This window comes from Hymenobacter crusticola, from assembly GCF_002154225.1.
GTDB lineage: Bacteria > Bacteroidota > Bacteroidia > Cytophagales > Hymenobacteraceae > Hymenobacter > Hymenobacter crusticola.
Map to the genome: position 1 here is coordinate 43809 of NZ_MTSE01000025.1, position 17833 is coordinate 61641.

Sequence of the window (17833 nt, forward strand, 5' to 3'; positions counted from 1 at the left end):
ATTAAATAGGAATGAAAAGGATTTACTTGGCGAGGTCGCTACATTTCTTAAACATCATTATATAATAATTATTGTTTAACTCTTTTTGAACTCGCAATGGTAAAAGCAGAAACGCCCGCTGGACTTAGATCCAACGGGCGTTTCTCATAATGGCTACCAATAAAGTCGGGGTGGCAGGATTCGAACCTACGGCCTCGTCGTCCCGAACGACGCGCGCTACCGGGCTGCGCTACACCCCGAATACATTGTGTGGCCTAGACACAACGGCTATTCAAGCAAAATTCTTTCGGCCGAAAAAAGCCTCCGGACCTAAGTCCAGAGGCTTTCAGAGCCGGAAGCTCTTCCGTCGGAGTGGCAGGATTCGAACCTACGACCTCCAGCACCCCATGCTGGCGCGATACCAGGCTACGCTACACCCCGATAGAGTTGAGGCACAAAGGTAAAATAAAATACACGTGCTGTGCAATCAGAGGCTAGATAAATATTTTGGCTTTAATACCTGGGTTATTCAAACTGTTGATTAAGAGAGTATTATGTGTTGGCTGGTAATAGGTAAGTATTGGCAAGTAGACAAATAACCACGCTTGGATAAGCTAATGGGGGCAAATGCTATGGTTGAACGAGTTGCTAAAAGGATTCATCGAAATCAGAATAGCGAGCATAGTGTATCAAAAAATACGGCATTCTATGTGCATGATAACTCATAATTGACATAGGTGATGACTAGGATATAGAAGTTAGACTGTAGTCTAGCCATATGCATAAGCTATTTAAAATGTTTATGTGTATAAAATATAATATTTGTTCTATATTTTTGCATTACCTATTCGCACGCCAGTTTTACCCTTGTTAACAATGTGTATGAAAACGATTATGCTGTTGGTCTGTCTAGCAACCACTTATTTATGGGGACAAACTAGCCAGGCACAGACAAAACCTACTACAACGGCTACGGAACTAGTTGTTGCTGATGCAACTAAGCCTGCAGAAACGTCCGCACTTATTACCGAAAAGATGGAAACTGCTAAACCATCATCGGATGCTTTGAAAATTACCTTAGACACAAACCCCATTACCAAGCGGCTTTCGGTGCGCACCGATTCTGCAGGCCCAACCCGCGTGGAAATCAACGACGCCGATGGCCGTCCGGTCCTTACACGCGACCTGATTACGGGTAATAGAGCGGCCGTACTAGATGTAAGCCGTTTGCCAACAGGACAGTACATTGTGCAGTGCTCCTCCGGTACGCGCAAAGGAGCCAAGCGCCTGATGCTGGAATAGAAGCCTGCCTGATTAAACACAAGCAAAAGGCGCCTCGAACCTAGGTTCGAGGCGCCTTTTGCTTGTGTCGTGCGTAGAACCTAAACCTAGGCGGCGTCTTCGCTTTGTAGCTGCCGCTCGTAGAGGGCACGGTACAGGCCATCTTCTTGGCGCATCAGTACCTCGTGGGGGCCATGCTGCACGATTACGCCGTCATCGACTACCAATATCTCATCAGCCAACTTCACCGATGACACCCGGTGCGAGATAATGAGACTGGTACGGTTAGCCATGATGCGCTGAAGACTGTTCAGAATAGCATTTTCGGTGTTCGTGTCAACGGCGGAGAGAGAGTCGTCTAGGATCAGAATTTTAGGCTCTTTCACTAGAGCGCGAGCAATGCTCACACGCTGCTTCTGCCCGCCCGAAAGCGTAATACCCCGTTCGCCGAGCTTGGTATCGAAGCCTTCGGGGAAGCGGATAATGTTTTCGTACACATTAGCATCTTTCGCCGCTTGCTGCATCTTCTCCTCCGTAGGGTTATCGAGGCCGAAGTTGATGTTGTTGCGGATGCTGTCGGAGAACAGGAATACGTCCTGCGGTACGTAGCCAATTTGGGCGCGCAACGAGTCGAGGCTGAAGTCGCGCACATCGATGCCGTCTATTTTGATGTTGCCGGCCGTCACATCGTAGAGACGGCAGAGGAGCGCTGCAATGGTGCTCTTGCCTGAACCAGTGTTGCCAATAACGGCTAGGGTCTGACCGGGGCGAATGCGGAACGACACATCCTTCAAGGCCTGAATACCCGTGTCGGGGTAAGTGAACGTGACATGGTCGAAAATGATGTCACCTTTGATTTCCTGCCGGATATCTTGCCGCGAGACAATATCAGTTTTCTGGTGGAGAAATTCATTAATACGAGCTTGTGAGGCCTCGGCGCGTTGCACCAAGCTACTCGTCCACCCTAGGGCCGTGACGGGCCAAGTAAGTAGGTTTACGTAAATCAGGAACTCAGCAATGCTGCCCGTTGTGATGGTACCACGGATTACTTCTTGGCCACCAACCCAGACCGTAACGATGGTGCTAATGCCCACCAAGAACATGATCAAGGGGAAGAACAACGAGTTAACGAAGTTCAGGCTCAGCGACTTTTCCTTGTAGTTGTCGCTAGCGCGCACAAAGCTCTGATGCGAGTCTTCCTCCCGCACAAAAGATTTCAAGACCCGAATACCCGAAAAGGCTTCCTGCACGAACGTGGTCATGTCGGCCAAGGAGCGTTGAATCTCGTCGGACTTGCGCTCGATCAGGTTGTTCACGTAGAAGATGCTCACCGAAAGAATCGGCAAGGGCAGCAGCGTGTAGATCGTCAGCTTCACGTTTACCATGAGCATAAGCGGCACGATGAGCACGAACAAGACCACGAGTTGCAGAAAGTACATGATGGCCGGCCCGATGTACATGCGCACGCGACCCACGTCTTCGCTGATGCGCGACATGAGGTCACCGGTGTTGTGGCGGCGGTAGAAGCTGAGCGGTAAAGACTGATAGTGCTGGAAGATTTCGTTCTTCTGGTCGTTCTCAATCAGGCGTGACATCACGATGAGCGTTTGACGCATGAAGAACAGAAACACCCCCCGCAAGAGCGCCATGATGACGATAAGCGTGCCATAGAGCAGCACGTTGCGGCCGAACAGCTGATACACGCCGCTCTGGGCTTGGGTACCCGCGAAGAGGTGATATAGGTCGATGCCTTCGCCAACCAGATCGAAGGCATAACGCACGATCTGAGCTGGGAAAATGGCAAGTAGCGTCGACAGCGCCACGAATAGCACGCCACCGAGGAAATGCCATTTGTAGCGAAGAATATACTTATTAGTAGAGGCAATAGCGCGCACGGAGAGAGGCTTAAAGCGAGACAACAACAGGCTAGAGGTAACAGCAAGAACTAGCCCTAGGTTGGTCGTATAGGAAAGGAATCAGGAAAAATCAGGTTACTTTTGCACTCGGTTTAACGGGTTGTACACTCCTGCTGAGCCACGTATTGATGAACGACTGCCGTTTGTTACGGTTCCACCAAAGTTGCTTTGAGCTACGTACAATAGGGGTGTTATCGACAAAGATACAACAACCGCGTACCGTATTGCCCTCACCCATCCTCCCACCCATTTTCCCACCCTTTCAACTTTCCACCCATGGTTGAAATTCAAGAAGCGACCGACACGTCGGTCTTCGGACAAATCGCTGAGCACCAACACGAGCAAGTGGTATTTTGCCACGACCACGAGACGGGACTCCGCGCCATCATTGGCATTCACAACACCGTGCTAGGCCCTGCCCTTGGCGGCACGCGCATGTGGCACTACGCCTCCGAAACAGAAGCCTTGCACGATGTGCTACGCCTCTCGCGTGGTATGACGTACAAAGCGGCTATTTCGGGCCTAAACCTAGGGGGCGGCAAAGCCGTCATTATCGGCGATGCGCGCACCCAGAAAACGGAGGCCTTGCTGCGCAAGTTTGGTCGCTTCGTAAATAACCTGAATGGTAAGTACATCACGGCCGAAGATGTAAACATGACCACCAAGGACATGGAGTACATTCGGATGGAAACGCGCCACGTGGCTGGCCTGCCCGAAAGCAGCGGCGGCTCCGGCGACCCTTCGCCCGTGACGGCCTATGGAGTGTACATGGGCATGAAAGCGGCCGTGAAGAAAGTGTATGGCAATGACAGCCTAGCTGGTAAGCGCGTTGCGGTGCAAGGCGTAGGCCACGTAGGCTTATACTTACTAGAGCACCTTGCTAAGGAAGGCGCCCATGTAGTACTGACTGACTATTACGAGGACCGGGCGCTGGATGCAGCGAACCGCTTTGGCGCGACAATGGTTGGCTTAGAGGAGATCTACGACCAAGACGTAGACATCTATTCGCCGTGCGCCCTAGGTGCCACCATCAACGACAACACCATCGGCCGCCTGAAATGTCAAGTCATTGCGGGCAGCGCTAATAATCAACTCGAAAACGAAAATGTACACGGCCCGGCTCTGGTGGAGCGCGGCATTGTGTACGCCCCCGATTTTTTGATCAACGCCGGCGGCCTGATCAATGTATACTCTGAAGTAATTGGCTCTAATCGCCAAAGTGCCTTAACCCAAACCGAAAAAATTTACGACTTCACCCGGCAAGTGCTCGACAAAGCCGAGCAGGAGGGAAGTCACCCCCAAGCAGCTGCCATTCGGCAGGCCAAGGAGCGCATTGCCTCCCTTGGTAAGGTAAAATCAACGTACTAAAGAGTGACTGAGTGGCGGAGTAGCGAAGTGATGTTCAACGACTCACTTCGCTACTCCGCCACTCAGTCACTCAGTTTCCAACTCTCATGCTCAACCGTCGCACGCTTCGCATTAAGGTCATGCAGTCCTTGTACGCCTATCACCAGGCCGTCGGGTCCGATTTTTCGCTGGCTAATGACCGCATTGCGGATGCTTTCGCGCCCGATTTAAATTCTCCCGAACCGCAAGACCGCAAGCTGTTGCAAGGTCAGCGGAAGATGGCCGAAGTTGTTTTCAAGGAGTGGCACAAAACCGGCGAGGAGCCGGAAAAGCTGGACGATACGGACGTGAACGACGCCGTGGCTGACGCCATTAAGTACTACCAGAAGCAAGTAGCGAAGGATGCTACCTTCTTCGGCGGGCAAATGGTAACGGCTGCCGAAAGTATTCACAACCAGTACATTCACTTGCTCAACCTACCAGAAGCGCTGCTTCAAGTAATTGAGGAAGAGAAAAACCGCGAATCGCGTCGTTTCACGCCCTCCAAAGAAGCGCCGCTGGATACTACGCGCTTTGAAGAAAACCTAGCGCTGCAAAAGCTCATTGCCAACAAGCAACTCCAGGACTTGACCATCCGCCGCTCGTTGCGGTGGCATGGCGAAGAGGAGATGGATGCCTTGCGCAAAGCGTGGCGTACTGAAATCAAGCTCGACGCCGAATTCCAAAGCTACCTTGCTACGCCACCTAGCTCCGACGAAGCTGCTCGCTACGCGGAAGACCAGGAGCTACTGAAGAACTTGTACAAGAACTTCATCTTCAAAGGGGAAATCTTACCGGCGCAGCTAGAAAACGACGACCTGAACTGGGAAGAAAACCGGCCGGTAGTGAAGAACTTGGTGATCAAGACCTTAAAGATGCTTGACCAAGCGGCAGATGAGAATATGGAGCTGATGTCGCTGTCGGCGAACTGGCAAGAAGATAAAGAGTTTGCCGAAGCCCTCTACAAGCAGACCCTAGCTGACGACGCCAAGTACGAAAAGCTTATTGCCGAGTCGGTGCAGAACTGGGATGTGGAACGGGTAGCCCTCATCGATAAGATTATTCTGAAGATGGCGCTGTGCGAAATGCACCTGTTCCGTGGCATTCCAGTGAAGGTGACCATCAACGAATACATCGAAATCAGCAAGCTGTACAGCACGCCGAAAAGCAAGCAATTTGTGAACGGTATTCTGGATAAGCTAGCGCAGGATCTGACAGCCAGCGGTGCCATCCGTAAGTCGGGTCGAGGCTTGCTAGACAACCAGTAAACGCCTGCGAAAAAGCTAGGTAGTAGAAACTACTATCTAGCTGATTGGTTGAGTTAACGGTGTTGCTTCATCTCCTTTCCAGAATCTGCGTACGTACTTGCTACGGTACCCGCTAAAATTCTTCTTCTTTGTACTCTCTTCCTTTCAATATTCACTTCTAAAAAAATGGGTAGCAAAACCACTACCGGCATTCTATGCTTTGCTGGCGGCGCTCTTACGGGAGCTGCCATCGGCATTCTGTACGCCCCCGAAAAAGGCCGTGAAACCCGCAGCTGGCTAAGCTATCAGCTAGAGCGTTACCGCGAAGTGCTGGCTGACCTCACCGAAAGTCTCGTCACTAGCCGCGTAGACGTCGGCCCGATGTCGGCGAAGTCGGAAGGCCAAAAGGTTATTCGCGAAGCCAAGGACAAAGCGGAGCAATTGCTCGGTGATGTCGATCAACTCATCAACCAGATTAACTCTCGTCGGACGTTGTAGGCTGCGCCAAGTAGCTGAGCAACTGAGTGAGAAATCGTTTTCTGAACGAAAGCTCAGTAGCTCAGCTACTTGTTATTAAAAGAAATTACTCAATTACTCAATTACTCGGCATAGCCAATGCATACCATCACGCTCATTCCCGGTGACGGCATCGGTCCGGAAATCACACAGGCGGTCAAGGATATTTTTGCGGCTGCGCAAGTACCAGTGCAGTGGGAAGAATTGAACGCTGGTCAAACGACGTTTGACCAATCAGGAGAATTGCTGCCCCAGGCCTTGCTCGACTCGTTGGAGCGCAACAAAGTAGGCTTGAAAGGTCCCCTGACAACTCCCGTAGGCAAGGGGTTCCGTAGCATCAATATCACCCTGCGCCAGCGGTTCGACCTGTACCAGAACGTACGACCAGCCATAACGACGGAAGGCATCGCTAGCCGCTATTCGGGCATCGACTTGGTGCTGTTTCGGGAGAATACCGAGGGTTTGTACTCCGGGCTTGAAGTGTATGATGAGCGCCTAGGTATTGCCGATTCTATTTCGCGCATCACCCTTGAAGGCTGCCATAAGATCTGCTACGCAGCGTTTGCTTACGCGGCCAAACATGGCCGTAAGAAGGTGACCTTGGCGCACAAAGCCAACATTCTGAAGCTGGCTGGCTCGATGATGATCAACGCCTGCCGAGAAGTGTCACGGGAGTTCCCGGACATTATCTTCGAAGACAAAATCATTGATAACATGTGCATGCAGCTCGTGAATAAGCCCGAGCAGTTTGATGTTATTGTGACCACCAACCTCTTCGGTGACATCCTCTCTGACCTTTGCGCGGGCTTAGTAGGCGGCCTAGGGGTAGTATCGGGCGCAAACATCGGCGACACCACAGCTATTTTTGAAGCTGTGCACGGCTCGGCGCCGGATATTGCGGGCCAGGGCAAAGCTAACCCCACGGCGATGCTCCGCTCCGGTTTGATGATGCTGCACCACATTGGCGAAGCTGGGTATGCCGACCGCATCGAGCAAGCGCTGAATGCTACGCTGAAGCAAAAAGATAAGTGCACCGGCGACCTAGGTGGCAAGGCGTCGACCAGCGAGTTTGCGCAGGCTATCATCGATAATCTGGCGTAGCGCTGAACCAATAAAAGCTAGCTCTCCTTCTTTTTTGCGGAGACCGAAGATGATTCTGCCTGTGCAAGAGAGCTAGCTTTTGCTGCTAGCCTTCTAGTGCCGGCTTATGTATCTCCGGCTCCTCTAAAAGAAGGGGAGCTAGCTTTTTAACTGTAACTTTACTTTGTCAGTCAGTAAATTCCTGACGCTCTTGCTATATGAAACGCAATTTTTGTTCTGCTTTTCTGCTCTCCAGTGCGCTACTGCTAGGTGCTTGCAACCGTGACAAGCCTACCGAAGTGGGTACGGAGGGAATGAACGCAGCTGCCACCGCCGCTGGTGATGCCGCCGCCAACCCCGTTGTTGATAACCCGAATGTTGCCAGCGAAACCGAAGCACCCAACCCGAATGCACCGGTGATGACGTTCGCGGAAACCGAGTACAACTTCGGCGATATCAAGCCAGGGGAAGTGGTGAAGCATACCTTCAGCTTCACAAACTCTGGCAAGTCGCCGCTGCTGATCGAAAACGCTACGGCTTCCTGCGGCTGCACAACACCTAACTGGACGAAAGACCCAATTGCCCCTGGTGCAAAGGGCACCATCGACGTACAGTTTGACAGCCATGGCAAATCGGGCTTGCAAAACAAGCAAGTAAGCATCCGGGCTAACACCCAACCTTCTATCACTCAAATAGCGATTCGCGCTAACATCGCAGAATAGCTTATCAGCGGACAACGGCTAAGTAGCTGAGGGAGTTATTGAACGGTGTCACTCAGTTATTTAGCTATTCCGTTACTTTCATTTACTCATTTGCATTTTATGTTCCTTGCTCTTCTTCTACAGGTCTCGGGTGAAGGCATCACGCAGCTGATATTTCCGGTTGCTATTGCTTTAGTCGTGTACTTCTTCATGATCCGGCCACAACAGCGCCGTGCGAGCGAAGCCAAAAAGTTTCGGGAGTCGTTGGCCAAAGGTGCTTCCGTCGTAACTATTGGCGGGCTTCACGGCAAAGTAGTCGACCTGAGCGATGATGCTGTTATCGTTGAAGTAGACAAAGGAGTACGCCTGAAATTCGACCGAACGGCCATTGCGCGTGAGTTTGGTTCTAAAACACCTGCTGCCGTCAACCCTTAATATGTCACTGGTGTGCCGCTTATTCGTACTGTTCGTCTGTTGCGCTGGTTTACTCGTCCTTTCTCAGGACAGGAGGGCGGCTATTGGCGAGCAGTAACGGCGTGCTTTCTGGCAGCCTCCACCTTTTGGCTGCTCAATGCCTTGAATAAGACGTACACCACCCGTATCACGTACCCGGTGGTGTGGCAGTACAACACCCGGCAGTATGTACCGCTGAGTCCATTACCCACCGAAGTAGCAGTAAACGTCACGGGGCGTGGGTGGAAGCTGCTACGCAAAAACCTCATGATTGACGTGAAGCCCGCCGAGGTGCGCTTGCGCCGCCTGCCGGCCACCCGTTTTGTCACGGGTACCACGCTGCGGCCGGTGCTGCAAGCTTCGATGGAAGGCTTACAATTCAATTACATGCTGACCGACACGCTATGGGTCGAGTTTGACCGGCGTGTACGACGCAAAATTCCACTTGCGCTTAGCCCCGCTGCCAATGGCTCGGCTTTACCCTACGCGGCTCAGTTTACACCTGCTAGCGTGGTGTTTGAGGGCCCCGCTGGCACCGTCGACCGACTGAGTAATCCTTATCCGGTACACCTGCCCCAGGCCCCGGCTGGTAGCAGCAACGGTGACATCAGCGTACCCATTGGCGGCCCAGCGCTCGTGCGCACCAATGTAGGAGCGGTGCGCGTGCGATTACAACCCCGGCCTCTTATCACGCAAGTAGTGACCATAGCGCCTGAGCTACATGGCTTTCCACCAGACAGTCAGTTTGTGCTAACCCCTCAGACCGTGCGCGTGCAGGTTCAGTGCTTCCCAGAGGATACCGCGCAGCTAGACCTAGGTCAGTTGCATGTGCTCTTGCAATATCAACCGTTCGAAGGCCCTCACACCCGTTTGCAACCTATTGTTTCGCAAGTACCGGCTTTCACGCGCGGGGTGAGCACCCTGACGCACACGGTGCGGGTTTCTAAAGTGCGGCAGCCATGATGCGTGTTGGAATTACTGGCGGTATCGGCTCGGGCAAAAGCGTTGTTTGCCGGCTGTTTCAAGTGCTCGGTGTGCCCGTCTACGATTCCGATTTCCGGGCGAAGTGGTTAATGGCGCACGATGTAGCTCTGCGTAGCGAACTAGTAGCAGCCTTCGGCGCCGAAACGTTTGACGCGGCCGGCCAGCTGAATCGTACGTACCTAGCGCGCACAGCCTTCAACGATCCGGCGCAGCTAACGCGGCTCAATCAGCTAGTGCACCCTTACGTGGGGCGCGACTTTGAGCAGTGGGCCGCGGAACGGCAGCAAGCAGGACACGCATACGTTCTGAAAGAAGCTGCCTTACTTTACGAATCGGGCGCTTACCGGCAGCTCGACCGTATCATCACTGTTTTTGCCCCGCTGCCTCTCCGACAGGCCCGCGTGCTCCGTCGCGACCCGCACCGCACCGCCGACGATATTCTTACAATTGTGGGTAAGCAGCTGAGTGAAGAAGAGAAGCTAAGCCGGGCTGATTATATCATCTACAACGATGACACGCAACTGCTTATTCCGCAGGTGCTAGCCTTGCATACAACCCTTACAAGCTAGGATAGCAAGCTGCTAGGTTTGTTATAAACCTAGCAGGCGAGCAGCTTACCGAATGATGGGGCAACGCTCAAAAGGCCGGTTTTCGTCGAAGAGCTTGCGGTAAGTCGCGTGCGTTTTGTAGATGTGTGCTCCAATGGAGCGAGTCAGGACGAGCATGCGGGGGTTGAAGTCCCCAATCCAATTCATCTCAATGTCGGTGTACCCGGCCCGGATAAACTCCTGCTGGGCATGAACCAGCATAGCAGATTCGACGCCTTGTCCTTGGTAATCAGGCACTACGCCAAAGATTACCCCGAACATTTTTTTCGGTTGGCGGCGCCGGAATTGCCGTTGCTCCCACAGGAAACGCAGCTTACCGAGCAAGTTGAGCTTGGAGCCTACATGCTTAAAAATTTGATTGAGTTCGGGCAAGCTCACGAAAAAAGCCACAGGCTCGTCGTTATGATAAGCAAACCAGAGTAGCCGCGGGTCGAGGACGGGCTTCATTTGGTTTACCAGCTTCCTCGCCTTCTCCAACGGCATAGCGCTTACACCCGAGTGATTCGCCCAAGCTAGGTTATAAACGCGGTGAAAATCGTACGTCATCTGCTCGGCGCTGCGGCCAACGGCGTGCGCAAACCGGTAGCTAGGGTCTTGGGCGAACCGCTCGGCGGCCCGCTGAAAGCTAGGGTGTAAAGGCGTTGCTACGCTCCGGTGGCAGGTGTATTGTTTGAAGTACACCTGAAAGCCGTACCGTTCGAAGAGCAGCTGATAATAAGGCGCATGATAGAACATGCCATAGTTGGGTTCAGTGAAACCCGCTATCAGTAATCCCCAGAACCGGTCACGCTCTCCGAAGTTAATGGGACCGTCAACGGCCGCCATGCCCCGCTCCGCAAGCCAGGCACGACAAGCATCAAATAGCTGATTGGCGGCGGCTTGATCATCAATGCATTCAAAAAAGCCCATCCCGCCCACAGGTAAGTCGGCATCTGGCTGGGGCGTGGCGTGGTTGATGAAGGCCGCAACCCGGCCGACAACCTCCCCTTGAGCGTTTGTCAGAATCCAGCGGATAGCTTCGCCGTGGGCAAAGTTCGGGTTTCGTTTGGGGTCAAATACAGCTTCAATTTCCTCATCGAGGGGAGAAATCCACTGCGGATGATCTCGGTATAGACGAGCGGGCAAATCGAGGAACTGACGCGCACGTCGGGAATCGGTAACTTCAAGCAACGGCATCAGGCGGTGGCTAGGAAAAGAGAATAGTCGCAAAATACGGCTCTTCTAAACAAAGCACTTCAGTAAAATATTGCAGCGAGCAAAACGCAACGTTAAATCAGCGGCGAAAAATGGTCAGAATAGGCAAATCACCGGCGTAAAGCGTATGTATTTTCCGACCTAGGCTACTGTCCTGCGGGGCGTAGTGAATGAGCAAGTACTGGTGCTTTTGATCGGGGTAAACGATTCGTAAGCGCTGGCGCTGGGCAGCAGGCAGGATCAACGAATTGTTGTAGATCAAGTCGGGGCGGGGCGACGTAACCACCAGCAGGGGCGTCGAGTCGTGGGCTAAAATCCACTCCAGACCCGCTCGGTATGAAAGGCCCCAATAGTCACGGTCAAACCAGGCTTCTGCTACCCGAGTGGGCAGAACGCTGAAGTAGACTTGCTGGTGCGGGTGCATTTGAATCATGCGCACGATGGTACGCCCTACTTCCAGGCCTGCGGTCAAGGCTATCGTTAGCACCACCGGGCGCCAAGCCCGACGGTGCACAGCTAGGTAGCGAAGCGTGCGGATGCCGTGTACCGCCAACAAAAGCAGCGCTGGGTAGATAAAATAAAGATGGCGCCAGCCGTTATACACGGAGGAATGAAGCGCAATAATGAGAGCTAGGGGCACAAGCACCCAGCCGATAAGTAGCAGATCAATAAAGCGGCTCTTGCCACGAAGGAAAGCTAGGCCACAGGAAAACACCCCTACAATAGCCGCGATGGTGTAGGGTAGGGGAGTGGTGATAAAAATCCAGACGGGAACATAATGCCACGGTACCTCGCTGCCCCGCAAGTACTGCCCGAAGTAGAAGTTTCTGCCCATCCACGGGAAACGACTCATGCGAGCAAGCGCCATGCTGAAGTTGCCCAGTGGGTCTTCCCACAAGTATGGCCAGCCTAGCACCATGAACAACAGCGTGAAAGCTAGGTAAAGCAGGATAGCCCGTGTATAGGCCGTTGGCGCCAGGCGTGGTGCCGTGAGCTGGCTACTAGTACGCTGCACAAGAACCAGCCCCACAATACCAAGAGTAAAGCCAATCGTTAGCAACCCAACGATGCGTACGTCAATAGCAGCGGCCGAAGCTAGGCCGTGGAGTATAACGCGTCCGAAGCTAGGTTGCTGCGCCATGCGCACAAGCGTGTACATAGCCAGGGTAAAAGCAGCCATGAACACGATGTCCATCCCATTGTAGAACGCCTCGGCAAAGAAGCGCGGTGATGCTATCAGCAGAAGAGGCCCGAGCAACGCCCACCGCCAATCTTGAAAGCAAAGCCGGCCGAGTTGAAATAATGCCCAAGTTCCGCCCACAAACGTCAGGAAGATCAGCAGATGGCGCATGAAGTAATAGCTGCGCGAGTCGTGGTGAGTGAGTAGCAAGCTCAGTACCGCTACTGGTGCTTCGAAAAGCACGCCGTGGTCGTTATCAACGTAGCCGTTTAAGTCAGGGATGCTAGCGTAGGAAGCTTGGTGGCGGGCTAGCTCGGGCGCCAAGCGTTGACCGATGTACTTCACGTTCACCATCCCATTGAGGTGATGCACGACCTCATCCGTCGAAACCCCATAGTCCCGGTACACTAGCAGGCCCAGCGCAAGGAGCAAACCGAAGAACAAACGAACGATCCACGGAGCAGAAGAAGTAGAATTAGAACGCACTGGAAAAGGCAGAAGAAAGCGGGGGCTTATTCCTAAGTTAAGAAAGCTAGTCAGAGCTGTTATTATTTCGTTTGCTGGTAATAGTGCGTATTTCGACAGTCGAATACTGACAGCACTTTTAGCTTTCCGGCCCGCACGGTATACACTTCCCGACCTAGGCTGTCGCGATACGATTGGGGATGCCAACGATACGCCGTCAGAAAATAGTGACAGCCGGGTGCGGTTCGGGGCACATAGCGTAGGCGCGTGCGCTGAGCTGGAGAGAGGATCAGGGAGTTGTTATAGAGCGGAGTAGGCCACACTACCGTTACGCTTACTTGGGGCGCTGGGTCGTGGGCTAAAATCCATTCTAGCCCTTGCCGGTAGGAGAGTCCCCAGTAATCACGCTCAAAGAGGCGTTCGGCTGTGTGAGCGGGTAGAAAGCTGAAGTACACCTGCTGGTGTGGATGCATTTGCACCATCCGAAAGGCTGTGCGGCCTGTTTCTACTAGGGCGCAAACCAGAAGCATTACGGCAAGATATCGTACAGGTGACCTGTATTGACTGCTACGGTAAAGCACCTGAAAGCCACGAACTGCCATCAAGAGCAAAGCTGGATAGAGGTAGTACAAATGACGCCAGCCTTCATAGATGGCTACGTGCAGTAGCATTACAGTCGCGATAGGCGCGAATAGCCAAATGCTCACCAACAGGTCTATATGAAAATGCCACGTGTGATGCTTGGCGCGCCACATGTTTCGTAGCGATACAAGAGCACCTAGGATAGCACCTGCCACGTATGGCAAAGGAGTTGTGATGAGAATCCAAACAGGAACGTAATGCCAGGGCAGCTGCTTAACAGACAAGAATTTACCCCAATATAAATTTGAGAATGGCCAAGGATAATGGCTGCTTCGAGGCACAGCGCTCAAAAGCTCCGGTAGTGGAGTAGCCCATAAGTAAGGCCAGCCAAGAAAAACGAACACACTGGTAGCTAGCAGGTAACCTATAGTTAGGCGCAGTATGACCGATTTGGGTATTTCTTGACGCGTACTGACCAGAAATAGCATCAGAACACTAAATAAGGTCACCTGAAGTCCTTGCACGCGAATGTCAACAACAGCCGCTGTGGCCAAACCATGAAGCACAGCACTGGGTAGTGTAAGACGATGTACAAACCGGAGTAGGGTATAAATAGACACCGTAAACAGTGCCATGTATACAATGTCCTTCCCGTTGTAAAAGGCTTCGGCAAAAAAGCGTGGTGATAGCACAAGCATACCCGCTGCAAGCAGTGCCCACCGCCAGTCCCGAAAGCGCATTTGCCCTATCTGGAATAATGCCCACACACCAGCGACGAAAGTGAGAAACACACACAAGTGTCGTAGATAATATATTGCCTGTGAGTCTCCGTTAGTCAGGCAGTACCCTAGCAGGGCCACTACCATCTCGAAGGCTGGTCCATGGTCGCTGTCTGGGAACTGTCGAAGCTCAGGTATCCAAGGATGAGTAAGCGCTTGACGTTGGGCAAAGTCGGGCGCTACTACTTGGGCCAAGTATTTGAGGCTAACCAACCCATTTAGATGGTTGTTCTCCTCATCCCACGACATGCCATAATCGTGGTGTAGCAGTACGCCTGTAAGCACGAGTATTCCAAAGAACGCGCCTGTTACCCAGTGGCGCCAGCGAGACCTAGCTATCATTCGGCAAGTATCCTGCAACAATCGTCATTTACCAAAACTCCTAACGGAAGCTACAGCTATCCATCCTACCTTGGCACGAATACTTTAGCCAGTAGAGACTATTCTACCCACATGATTAAGTCTATTCCTCGCTTTGTGTGGCCGGTGGCGCTTGTGCTGGTTGTGCTTAAGCTCATACTTCTCATTCATCTGAATCCTGGCTTGGAATGGAATTATGATGAGCGTCGCAACGGTCGTATTGCCGATAACTACTTGGCAGGGCGTGGCTACGTGCACTACGATGCCAGCCGGCAGCAGTTTCGCCCCGATGCTTTTCACGCAACCTTCCCCGTGTTCGTTTATGTTGCTTGGCAAAAGGCTGGTTTACTTAAGCATCGCTTTACGTTACTTGTTTTCGCCCTTACGCTAGCCACTTACTTATTAGGTATTTTCTACGTACAGCGCACCTTGGCTTATTATGGCGTCGGATCAGCAGCGGCGTGGAGTGGGGCGGGCTTATGGTCTGTATATCCCTCAGCAATCTATTATATAGGAGCTTATTTCTGGTACGAAAATCTAACCGTACCACTCCTGATCTTGGTGATGTACAAGCTAGTGCGCCTCTACGATGGTCGTCTTCTGAACGTCGCAAATGCCCTCTTGATAGCTGGATCCGTGACTATTTCGTGCTTGCTCCGCGGCTATCTGCTAGCGGTATATGGGCTGTTGTTTGCCGTTTGGTTTTTCCTCACGTGGCGCGTGCAAGCTAGGTTGCATCGCTCCGTTTGGCAGCTAGGCCTTCTGACCTTGGTGATGGTGAGCTTGGCGCATTGGCCCATTTTACGGAAAAACCACCAGCTATTCGGTGCTTACGTGCTTAGCAATCAGGCTGGGTTTGAATTCCTACAAGGGCACAATTCAGTTACCGAAGGCCGCTTCATGTACAGTTGGGATGAGCCTAAAGGACCCCTAAGTCAGTTCGTGCACAGGTATCAGCCAAACATCGACAAATTAGATCAATACCAAGAGAGCCAGGCACGAGCCCGTTTAGCTTGGTATTGGGTACGTACGCATCCAGGTGCTGAAGCAAGGCTTTGGTTTCGAAAAACAGCCCTGTTCTTTTCTCCCGAAAACTTCATCTCCGATGCGGGCCCCACGGCATATCATCCAATTACAGCTGCTGTGCACCTAGCTTTTGTATTAGCCATGCTACTCACTGCGCTACATTACAACGGATTACGCTTTTACCGTCAAGATATATTGCTACTGCTGCCGCTGGCAGTAATTTGGCTGATGAGCCTGGTGTTTTTTGTAGGTTTTCGCTGGCGCTATTTCGCCGAACCAACTATGGTGATGTTTCCCATCATCGTATGGTATCGGGTGCGAAGCAGGATGAAAGCTACGCGCCTTGGCACATAATGACTCATCTTCCTATATGAGATAGACGGAGAGGCTTAAGAAGTTATTCTCCTCCATACTTGCTCTTGCCGCTACCCCCCGCATCCATGCGTACGATGCGCGGGGTAAAGGAGCCGAGCACATCTACTAAGTCCCTTTGGTGCGCCATTACCTGGTGAATATCCTTGTAAGCCACCGGCGCCTCATCTAGCCCTCCTCCAATCAACTCGACACCTTGGTCGCGTAGGTAGCGACGGAGTTCACCTTCCGATATACTTTGTTTAGCCTGGGTGCGCGACATTCTTCTACCAGCTCCGTGCGAGGCCGATTGAATAGAGTCCTGTTCACCACGCCCTCGCACGATAAACCCTGGCGCCGTCATGGAGCCTGGAATGACCCCTAATACGCCTTGACCAGCCGGCGTGGCACCTTTGCGATGAACAATGGCTTCCCTACCATTTGGTAGCGTCTCTCTCCAGGCAAAATTGTGATGATTTTCCACCTTCGCAAGGGGCTTCTCACCAAGCGCATTACTTAGGCGCCGATGAATATCATGGTGGCAAGCGGATGCATAATCACCCGCTAGGTTCATCGCTCGCCAGTACTCCTGGCCTTCCTGAGTATCTAGCCTTAGCCAAGCTAGGTAGCGTGCTTCTGGTGGGAGTGGACACTTGCTAATGGCAACCTTGGTATAATGTTGCGCAATAGCTGCACCGAGTCCACGCGAACCGCTATGGGAAAGCAGTCCTAGGTACTGGCCAATTGGCAAGCCTAGGCTTGTGTCTTCAGCAGTAATATCAACCAATCCCCATTCAACGAAATGGTTACCCGAGCCCGATGAGCCAAGTTGATTAATAGCCGCCTCACGCTTGCTTCGCACTATAGCGATTTCCTTGAACTCTGGCCGCGTCAATATCGGATCGTCTGTGGGAGTTTTGAATATTTCTTTACTTCCAAAACGCGTATGATAATGCAAGAGCTTCTTCAATTCTTGCGTACGCTGATCTAGGTAAGTGCGCGGTAGCGCAAAAACAGATAATGCCATCCGGCAACCGATGTCCATTCCCACACCGTAGGGAATTACTGCATTGTCGACTGCCAATACGCCTCCAATAGGTAACCCGTACCCTTGGTGAGCATCAGGCATCAGGGCGCCATCCAAGGTGACTGGCAACTGCATAGCAATGTCCATTTGCTTGCGTGCACCATCTTCAATAAAGGCCTCCCCGTACCGGCGATAATCTTTGATTTCAGGGTTCAAACCAACACTGCGGTTTGAGTCAGATATAAATTCCTTCGCTAAATCTCGCCACAGTGAATCGCGCAAATAACTGTAAGGATCTGCCTTAACTTTCTGTAATAAGGCCAAAGCGCTGCCCTTGTCCAGCTTTTTCAGTTGCTTATCCTCTAATATATCCAAGGCTAGGTTAATCGACTTGCCCTCCGGGAAGCCAATCTTACGTAGGTCGTTACCGCGTAGCTTGTTCATTACACTGGCCAATAAAAGTAATTGCTCTTCCTTGTGTAGCGATAGATAAGCTAGCTAGGTTATAGCCGAGCTATAGGGAAAACAAGTCAAGTGGTGTGAAAGAGCACGTTAGCCTGCAACAGCACATAAACAAAAACCACTTACTGGTTTTACACCGGCAAGTGGTCTTATCTGTAATAGCGATTACGCTGAAGATGTTATATTCTCTTAGTCAGCGTGTCGCTAGGGGTAGGGGGCAAAAATGCGAGCAGCCCCGGGGGGTCGCGCGGGAAGG

15 protein-coding genes and 2 tRNA genes are annotated in these 17833 nt (G+C 52.2%); 10 read left to right on the forward strand and 7 right to left on the reverse strand.

What is annotated here, in order from left to right; translation table 11 throughout:
- Nucleotides 1-165 precede the first annotated feature (165 nt).
- Nucleotides 166-239, reverse strand: a tRNA-Pro gene (locus BXP70_RS25000).
- A 107-nt stretch (nucleotides 240-346) separates the two neighbouring features.
- A tRNA-Pro gene (locus BXP70_RS25005) sits at nucleotides 347-420 on the reverse strand.
- 624 nt (nucleotides 421-1044) lie between these two features.
- Here BXP70_RS25005 and BXP70_RS30040 point away from each other — a divergent pair.
- Nucleotides 1045-1281: a T9SS type A sorting domain-containing protein gene (locus BXP70_RS30040; protein ID WP_179197833.1), complete on the forward strand. Its 237-nt coding sequence runs from the start codon at nucleotides 1045-1047 to the stop codon at nucleotides 1279-1281.
- 86 nt (nucleotides 1282-1367) lie between these two features.
- Here the strand turns inward: BXP70_RS30040 and BXP70_RS25015 are convergent, their stop codons facing one another.
- Nucleotides 1368-3155 carry an ABC transporter ATP-binding protein gene (locus BXP70_RS25015; RefSeq protein WP_086596860.1) on the reverse strand — a complete coding sequence of 596 codons (1788 nt, stop codon included), beginning with the start codon at nucleotides 3153-3155 and terminating at the stop codon, nucleotides 1368-1370.
- Nucleotides 3156-3452: 297 nt separating this feature from the next.
- On the opposite strand from BXP70_RS25015, the gene BXP70_RS25020 reads away from it, so the two are divergent.
- From BXP70_RS25020 to coaE, 8 genes are all read left to right on the forward strand, one after another.
- Nucleotides 3453-4544 (forward strand): Glu/Leu/Phe/Val dehydrogenase dimerization domain-containing protein, encoded by a 1092-nt coding sequence (locus BXP70_RS25020; RefSeq protein ID WP_086596861.1) that lies wholly within the window; start codon nucleotides 3453-3455, stop codon nucleotides 4542-4544.
- Between the two features lie 86 nt (nucleotides 4545-4630).
- Nucleotides 4631-5830: a transcription antitermination factor NusB gene (gene nusB, locus BXP70_RS25025; RefSeq protein ID WP_086596862.1), complete on the forward strand. Its 1200-nt coding sequence runs from the start codon at nucleotides 4631-4633 to the stop codon at nucleotides 5828-5830.
- A 165-nt stretch (nucleotides 5831-5995) separates the two neighbouring features.
- On the forward strand, nucleotides 5996-6307 hold the full coding sequence (locus BXP70_RS25030; protein ID WP_086596863.1) for a YtxH domain-containing protein: 312 nt from the start codon (nucleotides 5996-5998) through the stop codon (nucleotides 6305-6307).
- 117 nt (nucleotides 6308-6424) lie between these two features.
- Nucleotides 6425-7426 (forward strand): isocitrate/isopropylmalate dehydrogenase family protein, encoded by a 1002-nt coding sequence (locus tag BXP70_RS25035; protein ID WP_086596864.1) that lies wholly within the window; start codon nucleotides 6425-6427, stop codon nucleotides 7424-7426.
- A gap of 197 nt (nucleotides 7427-7623) precedes the next feature.
- Nucleotides 7624-8127: a DUF1573 domain-containing protein gene (locus BXP70_RS25040; protein WP_086596865.1), complete on the forward strand. Its 504-nt coding sequence runs from the start codon at nucleotides 7624-7626 to the stop codon at nucleotides 8125-8127.
- A 99-nt stretch (nucleotides 8128-8226) separates the two neighbouring features.
- Complete coding sequence (gene yajC / locus BXP70_RS25045) at nucleotides 8227-8541, forward strand: preprotein translocase subunit YajC (protein WP_086596866.1); 315 nt, start codon at nucleotides 8227-8229, stop codon at nucleotides 8539-8541.
- Nucleotides 8542-8553: 12 nt separating this feature from the next.
- Nucleotides 8554-9522 (forward strand): YbbR-like domain-containing protein, encoded by a 969-nt coding sequence (locus BXP70_RS25050; RefSeq protein WP_143436671.1) that lies wholly within the window; start codon nucleotides 8554-8556, stop codon nucleotides 9520-9522.
- Nucleotides 9519-10112 (forward strand): dephospho-CoA kinase, encoded by a 594-nt coding sequence (coaE, locus tag BXP70_RS25055; RefSeq protein WP_086596868.1) that lies wholly within the window; start codon nucleotides 9519-9521, stop codon nucleotides 10110-10112. Before BXP70_RS25050 ends, coaE begins: the two co-directional genes overlap by 4 nt.
- A gap of 45 nt (nucleotides 10113-10157) precedes the next feature.
- Here coaE and BXP70_RS25060 read toward each other — a convergent pair whose 3' ends face one another.
- The 3 genes from BXP70_RS25060 to BXP70_RS29660 all read right to left on the reverse strand — a co-directional run bounded on the left by BXP70_RS25060 (nucleotide 10158) and on the right by BXP70_RS29660 (nucleotide 13520).
- The gene (locus BXP70_RS25060) at nucleotides 10158-11327 is read right to left on the reverse strand and encodes a hypothetical protein (RefSeq protein ID WP_086596869.1); all 1170 of its coding nucleotides are present in this window, start codon (nucleotides 11325-11327) and stop codon (nucleotides 10158-10160) included.
- Nucleotides 11328-11424: 97 nt separating this feature from the next.
- On the reverse strand, nucleotides 11425-13011 hold the full coding sequence (locus BXP70_RS25065; RefSeq protein WP_143436672.1) for a hypothetical protein: 1587 nt from the start codon (nucleotides 13009-13011) through the stop codon (nucleotides 11425-11427).
- Nucleotides 13012-13073: 62 nt separating this feature from the next.
- Nucleotides 13074-13520, reverse strand: a complete 447-nt coding sequence (locus tag BXP70_RS29660) for a hypothetical protein (protein ID WP_143436673.1) — start codon at nucleotides 13518-13520, stop codon at nucleotides 13074-13076.
- Nucleotides 13521-14804: 1284 nt separating this feature from the next.
- On the opposite strand from BXP70_RS29660, the gene BXP70_RS25075 reads away from it, so the two are divergent.
- Nucleotides 14805-16091, forward strand: coding sequence for a hypothetical protein (locus BXP70_RS25075; RefSeq protein ID WP_086596872.1), 1287 nt, complete (start codon nucleotides 14805-14807; stop codon nucleotides 16089-16091).
- A gap of 43 nt (nucleotides 16092-16134) precedes the next feature.
- Here BXP70_RS25075 and BXP70_RS25080 read toward each other — a convergent pair whose 3' ends face one another.
- On the reverse strand, nucleotides 16135-17559 hold the full coding sequence (locus BXP70_RS25080) for an RtcB family protein (protein ID WP_086596873.1): 1425 nt from the start codon (nucleotides 17557-17559) through the stop codon (nucleotides 16135-16137).
- Nucleotides 17560-17833: the final 274 nt, after the last annotated feature.